The organism is Flavobacterium celericrescens (genome assembly GCF_011392075.1).
Taxonomy (GTDB): Bacteria; Bacteroidota; Bacteroidia; order Flavobacteriales; family Flavobacteriaceae; genus Flavobacterium; species Flavobacterium celericrescens.
Genome location: NZ_JAAJBV010000010.1, coordinates 12,463 through 32,877 on the forward strand (window position 1 = coordinate 12,463; position 20,415 = coordinate 32,877).

Sequence of the window (20,415 nt, forward strand, 5' to 3'; positions counted from 1 at the left end):
ACATAAGGTAGCAACTCACAAACGTAAAAAAAGAGCGAGAGCAAACCGTCATAAAAAGAAAAAGTAGTTTAAAACTACTTTTTCTTTTTTTAGAAAAAAGTTCATTGAAATTAGCCGATTTAAAATTGGCTATCGGGAAAAATCCTGTAAAATTATTGTTTAATCCATTTGTTCCAAGGTAATTGGAATGGATAAAAATGTACCGCATGAACAAAGAATTAATTATTCGTTCAGGTTCAGACGCTGTAGATTTTGCCTTATTAAAAGATGGAAAACTAATTGAATTACATAAAGAAGAAGAAAAACAAAGCAATTTTGCTGTAGGTGATATCTTTATTGCCAAAATACGCAAACCTGTTGCTGGTTTAAATGCCGCATTTGTTAACTTAGGTTATGAAAAAGATGCCTTTTTGCATTATCATGATTTAGGTCCAAACCTTCCTTCTTTGATGAAATTTATTAAACTTGTAAGCGCAGGTAAATTAAAAGATTATTCACTCAAAAATTTTCCTTTTGAAGCTGAAATCAACAAAGACGGATCTATTATGGATATTTTAAGTCCAAATCAGTCGATTTTAGTTCAAGTGGTTAAAGAACCTATTTCTACAAAAGGTCCCAGAATTAGTTCTGAGATTTCTTTAGCAGGAAGATATGTGGTTTTAGTTCCTTTTTCAGATCGAGTTTCTGTTTCTCAAAAAATAGAATCAAGAGAAGAAAAAGATAGGCTAAAAAGACTGGTTCAATCCATCAAACCAAAAGGATTCGGTGTTATTGTAAGAACAGTAGCCGAAGGCAAAAAAGTAGCCGAACTTGATAAAGATCTTCAAACTCTTTTAGATAGATGGTCATCGATGAGTCGTCGTTTACAGACTGCTCACCATCCATCAAAAGTTCTAGGAGAGTTAAACAAAGCTTCATCTATTTTAAGAGATGTATTTAACGATACATTTTCTTGTATTCATGTAGATGACGAAGATTTGTATTTAGAAACGAAGGAGTATTTGCAAGAAATAGCTCCGGATAAAGTGTCTATCGTAAAACACTATCAGTCAAAAGAACTGCCTCTTTTTGAAAAATATCATATTGAGCGACAAATAAAAACGTCTTTTGGGAAAACAGTTTCTATGAGTAAAGGTGCTTATTTAATTATTGAACACACAGAAGCTTTACACGTTATTGACGTAAATAGCGGAAACCGTTCAGCAAAAGCATCAAGCCAAGAAGATACTGCTCTTGAAGTTAACATGATTGCTGCAGCAGAAATTGCTCGACAACTAAGACTCAGAGACATGGGCGGAATTATTGTGGTGGATTTTATCGACATGCAAAATCCAGAAAACCGCAAAGTATTATATGATTTCTTGAAAGAAGAAATGAGTGACGATAAGGCCAAGCATAAAATCTTGCCTCCTAGCAAATTTGGATTAATTCAAATTACTAGACAAAGAGTTAGACCTGAAGTTAATATCAAAACTAGAGAAGAAGACCCTAACAATGAAAATGGGGAAATTGAAGCTCCAATTTTGATTATTGATAAAATAACGGCTGACCTAGAACGCATTATAAAAGACCACAAAAAAGTTGTACTTAATGTACATCCATTTGTGGCAGCATACCTTACCAAAGGTTTTCCATCATTACGTTCGAAATGGTTTTTCGAACATAAGAAATGGGTGAAAATCATACCTCGTGACGCTTACACGTATCTAGAATATCATTTCTTCGATAAAGAAGGAAATGAAATTATAGTAAAATAATATAGGATGTATCCTGTAAAATAAAAAACCGCTTTTCGAAAGATTGGCGGTTTTTTTTATGTTTTAAACTCAGGAATTTATTCCAACTCATACTCCAATCGCACTGTAATTCTTGCTGTTTTATTTTTGCTATACGTATCGTTATTTCCACCATAGCTATCTTCTTCGGTAGAACCTTGTCCAGTAATTTGAAAAACACCCATGCTTGCAGATTTTAATTTTCCTAAACTTCCATCAGCTGTTTTTACAATTTTTTGAGCACGCTCGCTAGCATCTTTAGAAGCGTTTTGAATTAAACTATGTTTTAAACTTGGTAAATCGGAATAGGTATATTGAATAGAATTAGAAGACAATTCAATTCCCGAATTAATCAATTCAGATGTCTTGCTAGATACTTCTTCGATACGTTTCATTAATTCAGGGTTTTTCTTGGCTGAAAATGTTATTGTCTGTGTGGCTTCATAACCATCAAAAACTTGTTCGTATTTAGTTTGGTAAGCTACTTCTGAATTTTCGGTTCTAACTTCTCTAAAACGTTTGTTAAACTGCACCGCTCCAAAAGTAAATTCTTCTTTCTTAAAACCTTTGTTCAAAAAGAAATCGGAAACAATTTTTTGATCAGAAATCATCTTGTTATACGCTTCTTTAATATCAAAACTCTTGGTTGTAAAACTTCCCGACCATAAAATTTCATCTGAAACGAAATCTTTTGTTCCTAATCCAATTACTGAAATAGTGTCTAAGTTTTCATTACGATTTTTAAATGCTGAACCTAAAATAAATGCGGTAATAATTATTGAAATCCCAATAATTAAGGTTGATTTTAATCTGCTTTCCATACTTTATAAAATTAGCTTGTTTTCTAATGCTACATCAAAAGGTATACCAAGTTACAAATTTTTAACCCGCTTAGAAAATTATCTTTTATTTTTAAAAAATGCCTTCATTAAATCACCGCATTCTTTTTCCAAAACACCTGAAATTACTTGGGTTTTCGGGTGTAATTGCGTTCCCATTTTTTGAAAACCACGATTTTCATCAGAAGCACCAAAAACAATTTTAGAAATTTGCGACCAATACAAAGCACCAGCACACATTTGGCAAGGTTCTAAAGTCACGTATAAAGTACAATCTTTCAAATATTTCCCTCCGATGAAATTCGCAGCACTGGTTATGGCTTGCATTTCTGCATGAGCGGTAACATCATGAAGTAATTCCGTCAAATTATGTGTTCTTGCAATGACGCGATTGTCAATCACAATTACGGCTCCTACAGGAATTTCACCTTTCTCAAAAGCAATTTCGGCTTCTTGTAAGGCTTTCTTCATAAAAAACTCGTCGGTAAAAATATTCTCCATAAGTACAAAAATACAACAACCAATTCTTACTTTTGTGCTGTGATGGAAAATTTGCTTTCAAAAATTAACAACCCAACCGATTTAAGGAAACTTCCTAAAAATCAACTACCTCAATTAGCCAAAGAATTGAGAGACTTTATTATTGATATTGTTTCCAAGAAAGAAGGGCATTTGGGTGCGAGTTTGGGCGTTGTGGAATTAACGATTGCGTTGCATTATGTTTTCAATACACCAGAAGATTTACTGGTTTGGGATGTAGGTCATCAAGCTTACGGACATAAAATCTTAACCGAAAGACGAGACATTTTTCATACGAATAGAGAATTAAACGGAATTTCAGGTTTCCCTAAGCGAAGTGAAAGTGTTTATGATACGTTTGGTGTTGGGCATTCTTCTACTTCAATTTCGGCAGCTTTGGGAATGGCTTTGGCTTCGCAATTAAAAGGAGAATTTGACAAACAACATATTGCAGTAATTGGCGATGCCTCAATCGCAAGCGGAATGGCTTTTGAAGGCTTAAATCATGCTGGAGTTACCGATGCGAATTTGTTGGTGATTTTAAATGATAATGCAATTGGAATTGACCCAAGTATTGGTGCTTTGAAAGATTATTTAACTGCGGTAAAAGAAGGAAAAAACCCAAAGCAAAATAACATCATCAAATCTTTGAATTTTGATTATTCGGGTCCGATTGATGGTCATGATTTACCTAAGCTAATTTCGGAATTAGACCGATTGAAATCGGTCAAAGGTCCGAAATTTTTACATGTGATTACTACCAAAGGCAAAGGATTACAATTGGCAGAAGAAGACCAAGTGAAATACCACGCACCAGGAAAATTTGATGCCGAAACTGGAAAAATTCATCCGAAAGACGAATCGCATTTACCTCCAAAATTTCAAGATGTTTTTGGACTTACCTTGGTGGAATTAGCAAAACAAAACGAAAAAATCATTGGAATTACTCCAGCTATGCCTACAGGAAGTTCCATGACCTATATGATGGAAGCTTTTCCAAAACGTGCCATTGATGTTGGAATTGCTGAGCAACATGCCGTTACTTTAGCTGCCGGAATGGCAACTCAGGGAATCGTTGTTTTTTGTAATATTTATTCTACTTTTTTACAGCGCGCTTATGATCAAGTAATTCATGATGTGGCTTTACAGAATTTACCCGTTATTTTTTGTTTAGACAGAGCTGGATTGGTAGGTGAAGATGGTGCTACACATCACGGAGTATTTGATATTGCGTATTTGAATTGTATTCCGAATATAATTATTGTCGCTCCAAAAGACGAAATAGAATTGCGAAATATCATGTTTACTGCTTCAGAAGGTTTAAATCATCCGATAGCGATTCGTTATCCGAGAGGAAGAGGCGAAAATGTGAATTGGAAACAGCCTTTTGAGAAAATAGAAATCGGAAAGATAATGGAACTTCAAAGAGGAACAAAAGTGGCGGTTTTATCTACGGGAACAATTGGTAATAACGTTACGAAAGCTTTAAAAGAAGTTGAAAATTCAAAATTGTTTTCTCATTATCATTTCCCATTTATAAAACCATTAGATATTGCTTTCATTCAAAATATCATAAACTCTCATAACCAAATAATTACTATTGAAGATGGTGTTATTCTAGGTGGTTTTGGAGAACAAATTAATTCTATTATTGCCTCTAAAAATCTAAAGAAACCTATTGTTAATTTAGGAATTTCAGACACATTTATTGAACAAGGTACGGTTTTTGAGCAACAACAAATTTGCAAAATCGACGTTCAAAGTTTAATTCAATTATTTAATACTATATCACATGATTAAAAAAGCCTGCCTACTAGGATTTTTATTTTTTGCCTTACAAAATAATTTTGCGCAAATTGTTAGAACTGAATTACCTGATTCAACTTCAAATTGGACTAAAGAAAATAAAGTAGGATTAGATATTTCTCAAATTACCTTTGTAAATTGGAATGCAGGAGGAAATAATTCTGTTTCTGGTTTGTTGAAAGGACAATTTATAAGAATTTATACCAACGGAAATTTGCATTGGAAAAACGAATTGATAACACGTTATGGTATCAATAAGCAAGAAGCTCAAGATATTAGAAAAACGGATGACCAACTTCAAATAAATTCCACTTTTGGGTATAGAAAGGATACAATTTCAAATTGGTACTATGCTGGAAAATTCAACTTCAATACTCAATTTGCAAATGGTTATGCTTATCCAAACACAGATTTAGCAATTTCAAAACCATTTGCGCCTGCCTATATATTTTTAGGAATCGGAGCTGAATATTCTAGAAAGGACTTGAATTTTAATCTTTACTTGTCTCCTCTAACTCAAAAAACTACACTTGTTTTTGATCAACGATTAGCCAATCAAGGTGCTTTTGGTGTGGATAAAGCGGTTTATGATATCGATGGTAATTTAATTAGAGAAGGAAAAAACACAAGAACAGAAGTAGGAATTTTAGTTACAAATCAATGGAAAAAGGAAATATATAAAAACATTAACCTAGAACATAGAATTAGCTTATACACTGATTATATCAATAAATTTGGTAATATTGATATAGATTGGCAATTACAATTAGCAATGGTTGTAAATCAATATGTGAAAGCAAATATTGGAACTCACTTACTTTATGATGATGATATCAAATTTAAAGAAGAAGAAGCTGGTGTTCAAGTTATAAAAGGACCAAGAGTTCAATTAAAGCAATTATTAGGTGTTGGAATTGAATATAATTTTTAATTATTTTAGCAAAAAAAAGGGACATGAATTGTCCCTTTTTTTTGCTAAAATAATCCGTTTAACTCGGCATCAATTCGATTGATAATCATTCCTAAATCTTCAGGATTGTTTACAAAATCAATATTGTCAACATCTATAATTACTAATTTTCCTTTGTTGTAGGTTTGAATCCAAGCTTCGTATCTTTCGTTCAAGCGGCTCAAATAATCAATTGAAATTGAGTTTTCATAATCTCTACCTCTTTTGTGAATTTGGCTCACTAAATTAGGAATTGAACTCCTTAAATAAATCAATAAATCTGGAGAACCAACCAAACCTTCCATTAATTCGAATAGAGAAGTATAATTGTTGTAATCTCTATTTGTCATTAATCCCATAGCATGAAGATTAGGGGCAAAAATATGTGCATCCTCATAAATTGTTCGGTCTTGAATAATATTCTTCCCACTTTGTCTAATTTGCAGTACTTGACGAAAACGACTGTTTAAGAAATAAATTTGAAGATTAAAACTCCAACGTTCCATTTGATGATAAAAATCGTCTAAATATGGATTGTCTACTACATCTTCAAAATGTGGTTCCCATTTAAAATGTTTTGCTAATAATCGAGTAAGTGTTGTTTTTCCTGCGCCTATATTTCCTGCTACTGCTATGTGCATTATGGTAAAATTATTTTATAATTAGTGATTTCATTTTGGGTAAAAATAGCTAAAATTCCATCCGCAAAGAAAAAATTAGTAGCGAAATTTTCAGCAATTTTAATTTTTAGATTTGTGTTAGTTTTTATTTTGTAATAATATAGTTGATTTTCATAGCTATAGATTGCTATTTCGTCATTAATCAATTGAATATTGTCAAAATTTGGGAGTTCAGTATGGGCTTTGATTGTCCCGTAAATTGAAATAGAATAGAGTTTGTTTTTAGTGTCAAGCCAATAAAAATTAGTATAGTTTGAATGATAATATTTTATAGGGTTTTCCAAACTTGTTGAAATCCAATAAAATGTATCTTTGGTTAAATCGTATAATCCAATTTTTGAAGTGATAGTGTCAAAAAACCATAATTTATTTTGTGACGATAATGCAATTGCTCCAATATTGACAGGCTCAGATAAATGATTGAAATTTATTTTTTTTGTTTCATTTAATTGATTGTCTAATAAAATTGCAGTATTGAAATCGTTATAAAAAACCACAATTTGAAGCGGGTTTTGAAAATCTACTCGTGTAATTTTTCCTAAACTTACATTTTTATATTCAAAATGATTTTGTGTATTATTTTTAAAAAGAACATTGTCTTTTGTAGTATAAAAGTTTTGTTGGTTGTCAAATCCTAAAAATTCTTCAGCTTGAATTTTAGTGCTATTGATTTTTTCTGTTAAAATTGTTTCTTGAGAAAACACACTTTTAGCAAAAAGAAAGAGAAAACAAAATAACACGGCGGTTTTTCGTAACATTGTTTTTAAACTAATTTGAAATTAAAGTGTCTAATATACTACTTTAACACAAAATTAGTAGATAAATTGTGTAACAATTTGCATTTTTGGAGGTCTAAACAAGTATCTAATTTATTCTAAAACAATGAAAAAAATAATTATTGCTTCAATTTTAATGATTTCTGGTTTCATACAAGCTCAGAATTTTCAAGGTATGGCGGTTTATGAATCAAAAACAAGTACGGCAGATTTTATGAAAGGCATGCAAGGAAATAAAGATATTACTCCTGAAATGCAAAAACAAATCGAAGAACGTATGAAAAAAATGTTTGAAAAAACATTCATTTTAAATTTTGATAAATCGGCTTCGATATATAAAGAGGAAGAAAAATTAGATGCGCCAGGACAACAAGGTGGTGGTAGAATGATGATGTCTATGATGGGCGGAGGCGGAACGCATTATAAAAATGTAAAACAGAAACAAGTAATTGTAGATAAAGAATTTTTTGGAAAAGAATTTTTAATTAAAGATTCATTACCAAAATATGATTGGAAACTAGATGGAGAATCAAAGCAAATAGGAAGTTATAATTGTTTTAAAGCAACAGCTGTTGTTAAAGTAAGTGAATCTGATTTTAGAAATTTTAGATTTAGAAATAAAGAAGGCGAAAAAAAGGAAGAAACTGCAAAAGATTCGACTAAAGCTAAAAAAACAAATTTTACTGATGATTGGGAAATGCCAAAAGAGAATACTATTACGGCATGGTATTGTCCGGAAATTCCAGTTAATCAAGGACCTGAAAATTATTGGGGATTACCAGGATTAATTTTGGAAGTAAACGATGGTAAAACAATTATTCTGTGTTCAAAAATTGTAATGAATCCAAAAGATAAAGTAGAAATTGTTCCTGCTACCAAAGGAAAAGAAGTAACTCAAAAGGAATATGACGAAATTGTTAAAAAGAAAATGGAAGAGATGCGCGAAATGAATTCGGGTCCTGGAGGGCAACAACGTGGCGGATTTAGAATGGGTGGTGGAAGATAATTTATTTTAAAAGATGAAAAAATTAATCATATTTCTTATAATGGCACTTTCTACAGGTGCCTTTTCTCAAAATATTCGTTTTGAAGGTATTATCAAGGATTCAACAGGTGTTGGGTTAGAAATGGCAAACATTATGGCTGTAAATCAGCAAACAAAAGCAATGGATGCCTATGCTATTACAAATGAAGCGGGAAAATTTGTTTTGAATTTGAATGCTAATACCGCTTATATTATCAAAGCGAGTTATTTAGGGTATGAAAATTATGAGAAAACGGTTCAAACCGGTAGTTCTAATATGAATTACAACGTAGTTTTAAGAGAAGGTATCCTGTTAAAAGGAGTAGAAATTGTTCATGAAATGCCAGTAAGAATTTCGGGAGATACAATTATATATAACGCCGATTCTTTTAAAAATGGAACGGAACGAAAATTAGAAGACGTACTAAAAAAATTGCCAGGTGTTGAAGTAAATAAAGATGGAGAAATTGAAGTAGAAGGCAAAAAAGTCCAAAAAGTAATGGTGGAAGGAAAAGATTTTTTTGATGGTGATACAAAATTAGCTACGAAAAATATTCCAGCGGATGCTTTAGATAAAATTCAAGTATTAAGAAATTATAATGAGGTTACTAATTTAAAAGGATTAGAAAATAACGAGGAAAATGTAGCGCTCAACATCAAATTAAAAGATGGGAAAAAGAACTTTTGGTTTGGTGATATTACTGCTGGTATTGGTGTTGGACACGAAGAAGATAGGTATATTATTAATCCAAAATTATTTTACTACAATCCAAAGTTTAGTTTAAATGTTATTGGAAATAAAAATAATATTGGCGAGTTACCATTAACGGCTCAAGATTATTTCAAGTTTACAGGCGGATTCAAAAACATGATGCGAAAAGGAGGTTCTTCTTTTAATGTTGTATCAAATGATTTAGGGATTTTAGGACTTCGTAATAACCAGGCAGCTAATATAGAGTCTTCTTTTGGGGCGGCAAATTTTAGTTTTAACCCTTCAAAAGCTTGGACATTAAGTGGTTTCGGAATTGTTTTAGGTAACAAAACAGAAATTGAAACAAAAACCATTTCAAATCGTACAGATGAATTGCCTGATGGTACAAGCCAAACAATTTCAGAAACAAAAGAAGATTTCACTAGACAAGACAGTAAACAAGCATTGTTGAAATTAAGTTCTAGTTATGTGCCTTCAGAAAAAGTACATTTTGATTATGATGCGCTGGTGAAATTTTCAGATCAAAAAGAGAACACAAGTTTGTATTCTAATTTACTTTCTGATATTTATACCAATAAAAAACAAAATCCATTTTCAATTAATCAAAATCTTAATTATTACTATACATTAAGCGATAAACATGTTTTTGCTTTCGAAATGCAACACATGTATCAAGATGAAGATCCATTGTATAATGCTAATCTAGAAACACAACCTTTTGTTTTGTCAGGTTATAATACTACTCAAACTAGAGATGATATTAGTCAAAAAAGGTTTGTAAAAACAAATAAATTAGACTCAAAATTTGATTACTATTATATGGTTACTCCAAAAAGCAATATTAATTTGACTTTAGGAAATACCTATTCGTATCAAAATTTTGATTCTTCTATTTTTCAAATATTAGATAATGGGACACAAAATAATCTAACTGCTACTGAAAATAGTAATGATGTAAATTATATGTTTAACGATGTGTTTCTAGGAGTACATTATAAATTCTTAACTGGAAAATTCACATTCAATCCTGGATTTAGTGTGCATCAATACAACATGAACGACGAACAACTAGGAACTTCAAATAAACAATCTTTCACAAGAATTCTGCCGGATGTTTATGCTTTATGGCAAATTAAAAAATCTGAAACATTAACTTATAATTATTCGTTGACTAATAATTTTACCGATATCAATAAATTAGCACAAGGTTATGTTTTTTCAAATTATAACAGTTTGTTTAGCGGAAATAGATATTTAGAAAATTCAACTTCTCAAGTACACTCGTTACGTTATTTTAAGTATAACATGTTTAATTTCGAAAATATTTTTGCAAATATTTCTTATACTAAACAAGTTGATGCTATAAAAAACAAAGCGTTATTTTCTGGAGTAAATCAGGTTTCTTCTGCGGTCAATATTAATTCTAGTTTTCCAGAAGAATCATTGAGTGGAAGTGCAAATTATGGACGTTCGTTTTTTAAATATTATAAAGCAAATGCTCGTGTTTCTATTGGATGGAACAAGTTTAATAATATTCGTGTTTATCCAGATACCGATACAGACCCTGATAATAATCCAACTGCTATTCAAACTACGGAATCACTTAGTCAAAGTTATTCATTAGGATTTTCTACTAATTTTAAGCAGTTGCCAAATTTAGGAATATCATATAATTATTCAATTAGTGATAATTTTTCTGATATTGTATATACAGATAGTCCGTCTTTAACTTTAGAATATTATTTCTTGGAGGCATTTTCTTTTACATCGGAATATAACTTTTTTCATAATTACAATAAATCAAAAACAATTGATAGCGAATATGATTTTTTATCAGCAAATATCATGTATCAAAAGAAAGATAGTAAATGGGAATGGAAATTATCAGGAACCAATTTGTTGGATACAAAATCACTAGATAGCAATAGTTTTAGTCAATTAGGTGGTACAAGTACTTTTTCAAGTTACAAGGTACAGCCACGATATTTGATTTTAAGCTTGAAATATAATTTGTAAAAACAGTTAATATAAAAAAGCCTGAACTAATATTAGTCAGGCTTTTTTTATTTGTATAAATAGCTTAATTATAATTTAAAAGCTGCTTTTACTTTGTCTACGAAATCTAATTTTTCCCATGTGAATAATTCAACAGTTAATGTTTTTGTTTCACCACCAGGAGCAGAAAATGTTTTTGTTACGGTTTCTGGAGTTCTTCCCATGTGTCCGTATGCGGCAGTTTCGCTATAAATAGGATTTCTTAATTTTAAACGTTGTTCAATAAAGTATGGACGCATATCAAAAATACTTTCTACAACTTTACTAATTTCTCCATCAGTTAATTTTACTTTTGCAGTTCCGTATGTGTTTACGTTAATTGATGTTGGTTCAGCAACTCCAATAGCGTAAGATACTTGAACTAAGATTTCGTCAGCTACACCAGCAGCCACTAAATTTTTAGCAATATGACGAGTAGCATAAGCAGCAGAACGGTCTACTTTAGATGGGTCTTTTCCTGAGAAAGCACCACCACCGTGAGCTCCTTTTCCACCGTAAGTATCTACGATAATTTTTCTTCCAGTTAAACCAGTATCTCCGTGAGGTCCTCCAATTACGAATTTTCCAGTTGGGTTAATGTGGTATTTAATTGCATCATTAAATAAATGAGCATATTGAGGATTTTTAGCAATCACTCTTGGAATCAAAATCTCAATAATATCTTTTTTGATTTTTGCTAACATCGTTGGTTCATCAGCAAAATCATCATGTTGCGTTGAGACTACAATAGCATCAATACGAACAGGTTTGTTATCATCAGAATATTCTAAAGTTACCTGAGATTTTGCATCTGGGCGTAAGTAAGTGATTTCTTTGTTCTCTCTTCTTAAGTCGGCTAAATCTTGTAATAATTGATGCGATAATTTTAAAGCTAACGGCATGAATTCAGCAGTCTCATTTGTTGCATAACCAAACATCATTCCTTGGTCACCTGCACCTTGCTCTTCTTTGCTAGCTCTATCAACTCCTTGATTAATATCGGCAGATTGTTCGTGAATTGCAGATAAAACTCCACAAGAATTCGCTTCAAACATATATTCACTTTTGGTATAACCAATTTTCTTGATTACATCTCTTGCGATAGTTTGTACATCTAAATAAGTATTAGATTTTACCTCTCCAGCTAAAATTACCTGACCTGTGGTTACTAACGTTTCGCAAGCTACTTTTGACTCAGGGTCAAATGCTAAAAAGTTATCAATTAATGCGTCTGAAATTTGATCCGCAACTTTGTCGGGATGTCCTTCACTCACTGATTCTGACGTAAATAAATAAGCCATAATTAAATTTTTATTATAAATTAAGCGAGAAAAAAAGAAGACTGCAAATCGCGTAAAGGAGTAGGGAATACTGCTTTAGCATTTTTTTAATGAGGTTGCAATCAGTTCAAATTTTTCCTCTTTGTTTTCGGATGCAAATGTATGAAATGAAATTGAATTCCAAATAGTTGTTAACTTATTTTTTTTAAAAATGTACTTTATCGGAATTTTTTAATGCTTCGTCGGAAATGTATTATGTAATTACTTGTTATTCATATATTTATAATTCAAATTTTTAAAATATATAGATATGGTTAAAAAATTACTTTCTTTTAGCTTTTTGTTGGTTTCGCTAACATTTCAAGCACAAAATTTAATTAGTGAAGGGTTTGATACTTATACTAATTTAGCCACGGCAGGTTGGACATCAACAAATCAAAGTACTGTTGTTGGAACTAATCCTGATTGGTTTCAAGGAAATCCCACAGCTAGTGGTGGGCCTTTTGACTCCTATGCTGGAGCTACTAATTCTTATGTTGCATGTAATTACAATAGTACCGCTGGAGCCAATACGATTAGTAATTGGCTAATGTCGCCAGTGGTTAGTCTTGTTAACGGGGATGTTATTACGTTTTATACAAGAACAGTTTCTTCGCCTGCATTTGCTGATAGATTACAATTAAGAATCAGTACTAATGGAGCTGCTTCTGCTAATCCGGTTGGTGCAACAGGAGTTGGGGATTATACTACTTTAGCATTAGATGTTAATCCTTCATTGGTGGCTACAAGTTATCCTAATGCATGGACTTTGTATAGTTATACGGTTTCTGGTTTGCCAACAGCTACTAATTGTAAAATTGCATTTAGATATTTTGTTACAAATGGAGGTCCTTCTGGAGCTAATTCTGATTATATTGGGGTAGATTCATTTTCAGTTGATAGACCATTAAGTTCTGATTCGTTTTTTAAAAATAATTTTTCACTATATCCTAATCCTGTTAGTAATGTGTTAAATATTTCTATGAAAAATGAAATGACTATCAATAATTTGTCAATTATAGATTTAAATGGTAGAATGGTGTTTTCTAGTGATTCAAATACTTCAATAGATGTTTCAAATTTATCTTCTGGGGTTTATTTCATTTCTATTGAAACAAATGAAGGAAAAGGAACTGCAAAATTTGTAAAAAAATAAAAATATTTTATTGTATAAATTAGAAAAAAGAGGCTTTTGCCTCTTTTTTTCTTTTATGATAGTTTTAATTTTTGTTATTTATTGTTTTTAACGAAAAATAATCTATAAAATTATTTTAAAATAACAAAATTTAGAAAAATAATCTATTTATTTTTTTATTGTAGAAAATAAATCTAATTTTGTCTCATCAAATTAAAAGGAATAAATATGAACTTTACAATGTGCTATATCTGTATGACAATGTGGAATAATTCGCAGAGGCTTTGTATTGCATAATTTTAAAGAAACTTAAATAATCAATATAACCTCTGTCGAAAGCAGAGGTTTTTTTATTTCTAAAAACACAACAAATATGAAAATAGCCATTTACAATCCAAGACGATGTTGTCGAATGTGTAGCTGAATCAAACTTAGTAGAATCAAAAACAGTTAAAAATACAAAAACATCAAAAATAAAAATATCATGAGCACAAATAAATTTGTAACAAACGCCTTACACGCAGGACACGACACAACTAAAAACGCTGGAACAAGAGCTGTTCCAATTTACCAAACCACATCCTACGTTTTCAATAATTCAGACCACGCTGCCAATCTTTTTGGTTTAGCGGAAGCGGGTTTTATTTACACACGATTAAATAACCCAACAAACGATATCTTAGAACAGCGATTAGCAAAACTAGAAGGCGGAATCGGAGCTGTCGTAACCGCTTCAGGAACTGCAGCTATCTCAACTGCTTTATTAACGTTATTAAAAGCTGGTGACCACATAGTAGCTTCCAATAGTTTATATGGCGGAACTTACAATTTATTAAACGTGACTTTGCCAAGATTAGGCATCACCACAACATTCGTAGATCCGATAAATCCTGAAAATTTCTTAAATGCAGCTCAAGAAAATACCCGAGTGTTCTTTGCTGAAAGTTTAGGAAATCCAAAATTAGATGTACTCGATTTAAAAGCCATTTCAAAAGCAGCACAAACCTACAAAGTGCCTTTTATTGTGGATAACACAGTGGCAACACCCTTTTTGCTAAACCCAATCGAACATGGAGCAAACATCGTAATTCATTCGTTAACCAAATACATCGGTGGAAACGGTACTTCGCTTGGAGGCGTTATCATCGATGCAGGAAATTTCGATTGGAGCAACGGAAAATTTCCAGAATTCACAGAACCTTCAGCAGGGTATCACGGATTAAAATATTATGAAGTCTTAGGAGCAGCTTCATTCATAGCAAAAGTTAGAATCGAAGGTTTACGCGATTTAGGTGCTTCGTTAAGTCCGTTCAATGCATTTCAAATTATTCAAGGTTTGGAAACTTTAGCAATTCGAATCAAAAAACATAGTGAAAATGCATTAGAATTAGCTAAATGGTTGCAAAAGCGTCCCGAAGTGGCTTGGGTAAATTATCCTGGATTGATTTCTTCAAAATATTACGATTTAGCCCAACAATATTTACCAGAAGGACAAAGCGGTATCGTAACTTTTGGATTAAAAGGCGGTTACGAAGCTGCTAAAAATGTTGCGGATGAAACCCAATTTTTCTCATTGTTAGCGAATATTGGTGACACAAAATCATTAATTATTCATCCAGCAAGTACGACGCACCAACAATTGTCAGAAGAACAACAAATTGCAACTGGAGTAACGAAAGATTTAATTCGTTTATCGGTTGGATTAGAAGATATTGAAGACTTGAAAGCCGATTTACAAGGTGTTTTCGAAAAATTGCCAGTTCAAAATTTAGTTTAGGTTTTTGTTTGTTTCAAAGACTGCCAATAGTCCCACCTAAAGGCAGTCTTTGTTTTTTTAAAAGAAATATGAATACGATTCAAAAGTTAATATTCAATAATGTTCCATTGCAAAATGGAGTAGTGCAAGCAAAAGTGACTTTGTCTTATCAATTGTTTGGACAACCAGTTGGTTCGGCGCCTTTGGTGGTAGTAAATCATGCGTTGACGGGAAATTCGCAAGTTATTGGCGAAAACGGTTGGTGGCAATCATTAATTGGTAATGATAAAATTATTGATACCAAAAAATATGCAGTTTTAGCTTTCAATATTCCAGGAAACGGCTATCAAGATGTAGAAAGTTTGATTGAAAACTATCAAGATTTCACCACTTGCGATATTGCTAATTTATTTTGGAAAGGAATCGATTCGTTCAAAGTGAATCAAGTTTTTGCAGTAATTGGCGGAAGTTTAGGCGGAGCAATTGCTTGGGAAATGGCAGCAATTCGACCAAAAGCGATTGCGAATTTAATTCCGGTTGCAACAAATTGGAAAGCTTCTGATTGGTTGATTGGAAATGTGCTTATTCAAGATTTGATTTTGAATAATTCCAAAAATCCAATTCACGATGCCAGAATTCACGCCATGTTATTGTATCGAACACCCGAATCACTCCAAGAAAAATTTCAGACCAAATTGCAAAACTCTGAAGGATTATTTCAAGTGGAAAGTTGGTTGTTGCATCATGGCGAAAAATTGCAAAATCGATTCCAACTTTCGGCTTACAAACTCATGAATCATTTATTGAAAACGACCGATATTTTTAAAAACAAAAATCAATCGGAAGTCATCAAAAGCATCTCATCAAACATTCATCTAATTAGCGTGAATACCGATTATTTTTTTACGGCAAATGAAATCAAAACAGCTTTTCAGGAAATCAAAAACTACAAAAACAATACATTTTATCACGAAATCAAATCTATTCACGGACACGATGCTTTCTTGATAGAATTTGAACAACTAAACAACATACTTAAACCTATATTTAATTAAAAACACACAATGAAATCGCTCACTAACCTTTTGCGAAAGCAAAATCCAATAAAAAAAGCGATACCATTTTTACCACTGAAAAATAAAATCTAAAAAAATGAAAATACTAAAATTTGGAGGAAAATCATTAGCAAACGGAGAAGGATTGCAAAAAGTAATTCAAACGATTGCTCAAAAATATTTCAATAATGAACCAATCGCAGTCGTAGTTTCGGCAAGAGGAAACGCTACAGATGAATTGGTAATTTTACTAAAAAAAGCACAAGCCAACATCAATTTTCAAGCGGATTTTGAGCAATTCAAAAAGTATCAATTGGAAGGTTTGAAAGAAAATATCTTCGAAGAAGAATTCTCGGTTTTGCAGAAATTACTAGAAGGCGTTTCGCTTTTAGGAGATTATAGCGAAAAAATCAAAGACCAAGTCATCGCTTATGGCGAAATTTTATCCGCAAAATATGTGGCTAATGTTTTAAACGAAAACAGCATCAAAGCACAATTCACTGATTCTCGTCAATTAATAAAAACAGATATAAATTTTGGTAATGCGCAACCAATTGACGCTGTTTCAAAGCGAAACGTATTAGATTATTTCGAAAAAAACACCGATAAAGTCAACATCGTAACAGGTTTTATTGGTTCAACGTTACACAACGAAACTACTACTTTAGGAAGAAACGGGAGCAATTACACAGCTTCCTTATTAGCAAATTATCTAAACGCCGAAGAATTTCAAAATTACACACACGTTGACGGAATTTTTACAGCTAATCCCGATTTAGTTGCCGATGCGAAAAAAATCGAGCGATTATCGTTTAACGAAGCGAATGAGTTGGCAAATTTCGGAGCGCAAATTTTACATGCCAAAACCATTATTCCTTTGGTAGAAAAAAATATTCCGTTACGTATTTTAAACACCTTCAATCCTGAAAATGATGGAACTTTAATCACTTCGGAACAAACCAATGAAGGCATCAAATCGCTTTCGGTTTTAACGAATGTTTCGCTGATTAATTTAGAAGGAAGAGGTTTATTAGGAAAAACAGGTGTTGATGCACGAATTTTCCGTGTGATGGCTGAAAACGACATCAGTGTAAGTATTATTTCGCAAGGTTCTTCAGAAAGAGGAATTGGTTTGGTCGTGAGTTCTGACAAGGCTTCTAAAGCTTTAGTTGGTTTAGAAAAAGAATTCGAAACCGATTTTTACACAAAAGATGTCAATAAAATTTCGGTAAACGATAACATTGCGGTGATTTCAATTATCGGGCAAGATTTAACGAATTTCCACAAACCTTACACGGCTTTAATCCGAAATAAAATCACGCCAATTTTGTTGAATAATACGGTTACGGGAAGAAACATCAGTTTGGTAATTAGTCAAGATGAATTCAAACGTGCTTTAAATGTAATTCACGGCGAAATTTTTGGAGTAGCGAAAAAAATCAATATCGCCATTTTCGGTCACGGAACGGTTGGAGGCACTTTGATTTCCCAAATTCTAGAATCGGCAAAAAATATCGAAAAACGAAAAGGAATTAAATTGAATGTATTTGCGATTGCGAATTCAAAGAAAGTCTTGTTGAATAAGTTCGGAATCAGTGAAAATTGGAAAGCAACTTTAGAAGATAAAGGTCAAGATTACAAAGTAGAAGACGTTATTGCTTACGCCAAAGAACACCATTTGGAAAATTTAATTGCAATTGATAATACTGCAAGTACGGCTTTCATTGAAAATTACATTTCGTTAGCAGAAAATAGTTTTGATTTGATTTCGTCTAACAAAGTCGCAAATACGGTAAGTTTTGATTTTTACAAAAAACTGCGAAAAGTATTAAAAGAAAATCAAAAAGAATATTTGTATGAAACTAATGTTGGTGCAGGTTTGCCTTTAATTGATACGATAAAATTACTGCATTTGTCAGGTGAAAACATCACCAAAATCAAAGGGGTTTTCTCTGGGACATTAAGCTATTTGTTTAATAATTTTTCAGTTGAAAATAAGAAATTCAGCGAAGTATTGCAAGAAGCCATCGACAAAGGTTTTACCGAACCAGACCCAAGAGAAGATTTAAACGGAAATGATGTGGGTCGAAAATTATTAATCTTAGCACGTGAATTAGATTTACAAAACGAATTTGAAGAAATCCAAATACAAAACTTAATTCCAGAAGCTTTACGCGAAGGAAGTGCAGCAGATTTTCTAAAACGTTTATCCGAATTAGACGGGATTTATCAAAACATCAAAGACGCTCAAGGACCAAACGAAGTATTGCGTTACATCGGTGAATTATCTGGCGATTTACAACAAGACAAAGGAAAATTAGAAGTAAAACTAATTTCGGTTCCAGCCAACTCAGCTTTAGGTTCGTTAAAAGGTTCAGATTCTATTTTCGAAATTTATACAGAGTCGTATGGCGAACAACCTATCGTAATTCAAGGAGCAGGAGCAGGAGCATCTGTAACCGCAAGAGGCGTTTTTGGCGATATTTTACGCTTATCCGAAAAAAAATTATAACCACCCAAACTCAAAACCTGCAAGATTTTAAAAGTCTTGTGGGTTTTACACTTTATCAGTTCAACGATTAAACAATTCAACAAACAAAACCATGAGCAACCAAAATTTAGGATTAGAAACCCAAGCCATCAGAACACAATTAGAGCGCACACAATATTTAGAACATTCCGTTCCGTTATATTTAACTTCCAGTTTTATTTTTGATGATGCAGAAGACATGCGCGCCTCTTTTGCGGAAGAGAAAGAACGTAATATTTACAGCCGATTTTCCAATCCCAACACATCTGAATTCGTTGAAAAGATTTGTTTAATGGAAGGAGCAGAAGACGGCTACGCTTTCGCAACAGGAATGGCTGCAGTGTATTCAACTTTTGCTGCTTTATTGAATTCTGGTGATCATATCGTTTCGGCAAGTAGTGTTTTTGGTTCAACACATACGTTGTTTACCAAATATTTTCCAAAATGGAACATCACCACTTCGTATTTCGATGTCAACAAACCTGAAACGATTGAAAATTACATCCAACCAAATACCAAAATCCTTTATGCAGAATCACCAACGAATCCAGCTGTTGATATTTTAGATTTAGAATTATTGGGAAAAATAGCCAAAAATCACAAACTAATTTTGATCATTGATAACTGTTTTGCAACGCCATACATTCAAAACCCAATTCAATTTGGTGCCGATTTAGTGATACATTCCGCCACAAAATTAATCGATGGTCAAGGGCGTGTTTTAGGTGGAGTAACCGTTGGTCGTTCGGATTTAATTCGTGAAATCTATTTGTTTTCCCGAAATACCGGACCTGCTTTATCGCCTTTCAATGCTTGGGTATTGTCAAAAAGTTTGGAAACCTTGCCAGTTCGTATCGAAAAACATTGCGAAAACGCTTTGAAAGTGGCTGAATTTTTAGAAAATCATCCTAATGTAGCTTCTGTGAAATATCCATTTTTGAAATCGCATCCGCAATATGAAGTCGCTAAAAAGCAAATGAAATTAGGAGGAAATATCGTAGCTTTCGAAATCAAAGGCGGAATTGAATCGGGAAGAAAGTTTTTGAATAAAATCAAATTGTGTTCGTTGTCTGCGAATTTAGGAGACACGCGTTCGATTGTAACGCATCCAGCTTCTACAACTCATAGTAAACTAACTGAAGAAGAACGATTAGCAGTAAGTATAACCGATGGTTTGGTTCGCGTTTCTGTAGGTTTGGAAACGGTTCAAGACGTAATTAACGACTTAAAACAAGCGTTAGAATAAAAGTTTTTAAAATGTTTTATAGATTTATATTCTTTTTAGGATAATTGATTTAGAATATAAATCTATAAATAATCTTTTTTTAATGAAATTTTAGAAAATATTTCATTATTTCAATTTTGTCACTACATTTGCAGTGTTCATAAACATAGTGTTTGTTATCACGAAAGCTGGAGGGAATAGACCCTACGAAAGCTTAGCAACCCTACACTTGTAGAAGGTGCTACATTCTATTCCGATTTTTATCGGAAGCAGATAACCCA

At 32.4% G+C, this 20,415-nt stretch carries 15 protein-coding genes and 1 riboswitch; of the genes, 10 read left to right on the top strand and 5 right to left on the bottom strand.

The genetic code is table 11. The features are described 5' to 3' along the window. The first annotated feature begins 206 nt into the window (after positions 1 to 206). Complete coding sequence (locus G4L40_RS11590) at positions 207 to 1,757, top strand: Rne/Rng family ribonuclease (RefSeq protein ID WP_166237362.1); 1,551 nt, start codon at positions 207 to 209, stop codon at positions 1,755 to 1,757. 77 nt (positions 1,758 to 1,834) lie between these two features. Here the strand turns inward: G4L40_RS11590 and G4L40_RS11595 are convergent, their stop codons facing one another. Both G4L40_RS11595 and G4L40_RS11600 read right to left on the bottom strand, forming a co-directional pair. Further along, the gene (locus tag G4L40_RS11595; RefSeq protein WP_166237363.1) at positions 1,835 to 2,596 is read right to left on the bottom strand and encodes an SIMPL domain-containing protein; all 762 of its coding nucleotides are present in this window, start codon (positions 2,594 to 2,596) and stop codon (positions 1,835 to 1,837) included. Between the two features lie 78 nt (positions 2,597 to 2,674). Beyond that, complete coding sequence (locus G4L40_RS11600; RefSeq protein ID WP_166237364.1) at positions 2,675 to 3,115, bottom strand: nucleoside deaminase; 441 nt, start codon at positions 3,113 to 3,115, stop codon at positions 2,675 to 2,677. A 42-nt stretch (positions 3,116 to 3,157) separates the two neighbouring features. On the opposite strand from G4L40_RS11600, the gene G4L40_RS11605 reads away from it, so the two are divergent. Then, complete coding sequence (locus G4L40_RS11605; RefSeq protein WP_207785382.1) at positions 3,158 to 4,933, top strand: 1-deoxy-D-xylulose-5-phosphate synthase; 1,776 nt, start codon at positions 3,158 to 3,160, stop codon at positions 4,931 to 4,933. Then, a complete protein-coding gene (locus tag G4L40_RS11610; protein ID WP_166237366.1) occupies positions 4,926 to 5,870 on the top strand; it encodes a DUF3078 domain-containing protein in 945 nt (314 codons plus the stop codon). Before G4L40_RS11605 ends, G4L40_RS11610 begins: the two co-directional genes overlap by 8 nt. Before the next feature lie 44 nt (positions 5,871 to 5,914). On the opposite strand, the gene G4L40_RS11615 is transcribed toward G4L40_RS11610, so the two are convergent. Further along, positions 5,915 to 6,529, bottom strand: a complete 615-nt coding sequence (locus tag G4L40_RS11615) for a deoxynucleoside kinase (protein WP_166237367.1) — start codon at positions 6,527 to 6,529, stop codon at positions 5,915 to 5,917. Next, positions 6,529 to 7,272, bottom strand: a complete 744-nt coding sequence (locus tag G4L40_RS11620; RefSeq protein ID WP_166237368.1) for a hypothetical protein — start codon at positions 7,270 to 7,272, stop codon at positions 6,529 to 6,531. The genes G4L40_RS11615 and G4L40_RS11620 overlap by 1 nt, the downstream gene beginning before the upstream one ends. A 178-nt stretch (positions 7,273 to 7,450) precedes the next feature. On the opposite strand from G4L40_RS11620, the gene G4L40_RS11625 reads away from it, so the two are divergent. Together G4L40_RS11625 and G4L40_RS11630 are read left to right on the top strand one after the other, a co-directional pair. After that, entirely contained in the window at positions 7,451 to 8,350 is a 900-nt protein-coding gene (locus tag G4L40_RS11625; RefSeq protein WP_166237369.1) for a GLPGLI family protein, read from the top strand. Positions 8,351 to 8,363: 13 nt separating this feature from the next. Continuing rightward, on the top strand, positions 8,364 to 11,096 hold the full coding sequence (locus tag G4L40_RS11630; RefSeq protein WP_166237370.1) for a TonB-dependent receptor: 2,733 nt from the start codon (positions 8,364 to 8,366) through the stop codon (positions 11,094 to 11,096). A 68-nt stretch (positions 11,097 to 11,164) separates the two neighbouring features. Here the strand turns inward: G4L40_RS11630 and metK are convergent, their stop codons facing one another. Then, complete coding sequence (gene metK, locus G4L40_RS11635; RefSeq protein WP_166237371.1) at positions 11,165 to 12,415, bottom strand: methionine adenosyltransferase; 1,251 nt, start codon at positions 12,413 to 12,415, stop codon at positions 11,165 to 11,167. A gap of 289 nt (positions 12,416 to 12,704) precedes the next feature. On the opposite strand from metK, the gene G4L40_RS11640 reads away from it, so the two are divergent. The 5 genes from G4L40_RS11640 to G4L40_RS11660 all read left to right on the top strand — a co-directional run bounded on the left by G4L40_RS11640 (position 12,705) and on the right by G4L40_RS11660 (position 20,155). Continuing rightward, positions 12,705 to 13,589: a T9SS-dependent choice-of-anchor J family protein gene (locus G4L40_RS11640; RefSeq protein ID WP_166237372.1), complete on the top strand. Its 885-nt coding sequence runs from the start codon at positions 12,705 to 12,707 to the stop codon at positions 13,587 to 13,589. Between the two features lie 463 nt (positions 13,590 to 14,052). Then, on the top strand, positions 14,053 to 15,345 hold the full coding sequence (locus tag G4L40_RS11645) for an O-acetylhomoserine aminocarboxypropyltransferase/cysteine synthase family protein (protein WP_166237373.1): 1,293 nt from the start codon (positions 14,053 to 14,055) through the stop codon (positions 15,343 to 15,345). Positions 15,346 to 15,413: 68 nt separating this feature from the next. Beyond that, positions 15,414 to 16,379 (top strand): alpha/beta fold hydrolase, encoded by a 966-nt coding sequence (locus tag G4L40_RS11650; RefSeq protein WP_166237374.1) that lies wholly within the window; start codon positions 15,414 to 15,416, stop codon positions 16,377 to 16,379. A 97-nt stretch (positions 16,380 to 16,476) separates the two neighbouring features. Further along, positions 16,477 to 18,891, top strand: a complete 2,415-nt coding sequence (thrA, locus tag G4L40_RS11655) for a bifunctional aspartate kinase/homoserine dehydrogenase I (RefSeq protein WP_166237375.1) — start codon at positions 16,477 to 16,479, stop codon at positions 18,889 to 18,891. A gap of 91 nt (positions 18,892 to 18,982) precedes the next feature. Further along, complete coding sequence (locus tag G4L40_RS11660; RefSeq protein WP_166237376.1) at positions 18,983 to 20,155, top strand: trans-sulfuration enzyme family protein; 1,173 nt, start codon at positions 18,983 to 18,985, stop codon at positions 20,153 to 20,155. A 152-nt stretch (positions 20,156 to 20,307) separates the two neighbouring features. Continuing rightward, a riboswitch (SAM riboswitch) is annotated at positions 20,308 to 20,414 on the top strand. Position 20,415: the final 1 nt, after the last annotated feature.

Coding starts and splice junctions, on each gene's coding strand:
- thrA (WP_166237375.1), top strand. CDS start 16,477: ATGAAAATACTAAAATTTGGAGGAAAATCATTAGCAAACGGAGAAGGA.
- G4L40_RS11610 (WP_166237366.1), top strand. CDS start 4,926: ATGATTAAAAAAGCCTGCCTACTAGGATTTTTATTTTTTGCCTTACAA.
- metK (WP_166237371.1), bottom strand. CDS start 12,415: ATGGCTTATTTATTTACGTCAGAATCAGTGAGTGAAGGACATCCCGAC.
- G4L40_RS11645 (WP_166237373.1), top strand. CDS start 14,053: ATGAGCACAAATAAATTTGTAACAAACGCCTTACACGCAGGACACGAC.
- G4L40_RS11640 (WP_166237372.1), top strand. CDS start 12,705: ATGGTTAAAAAATTACTTTCTTTTAGCTTTTTGTTGGTTTCGCTAACA.
- G4L40_RS11600 (WP_166237364.1), bottom strand. CDS start 3,115: ATGGAGAATATTTTTACCGACGAGTTTTTTATGAAGAAAGCCTTACAA.
- G4L40_RS11605 (WP_207785382.1), top strand. CDS start 3,158: ATGGAAAATTTGCTTTCAAAAATTAACAACCCAACCGATTTAAGGAAA.
- G4L40_RS11630 (WP_166237370.1), top strand. CDS start 8,364: ATGAAAAAATTAATCATATTTCTTATAATGGCACTTTCTACAGGTGCC.
- G4L40_RS11615 (WP_166237367.1), bottom strand. CDS start 6,529: ATGCACATAGCAGTAGCAGGAAATATAGGCGCAGGAAAAACAACACTT.
- G4L40_RS11595 (WP_166237363.1), bottom strand. CDS start 2,596: ATGGAAAGCAGATTAAAATCAACCTTAATTATTGGGATTTCAATAATT.
- G4L40_RS11625 (WP_166237369.1), top strand. CDS start 7,451: ATGAAAAAAATAATTATTGCTTCAATTTTAATGATTTCTGGTTTCATA.
- G4L40_RS11650 (WP_166237374.1), top strand. CDS start 15,414: ATGAATACGATTCAAAAGTTAATATTCAATAATGTTCCATTGCAAAAT.
- G4L40_RS11660 (WP_166237376.1), top strand. CDS start 18,983: ATGAGCAACCAAAATTTAGGATTAGAAACCCAAGCCATCAGAACACAA.
- G4L40_RS11590 (WP_166237362.1), top strand. CDS start 207: ATGAACAAAGAATTAATTATTCGTTCAGGTTCAGACGCTGTAGATTTT.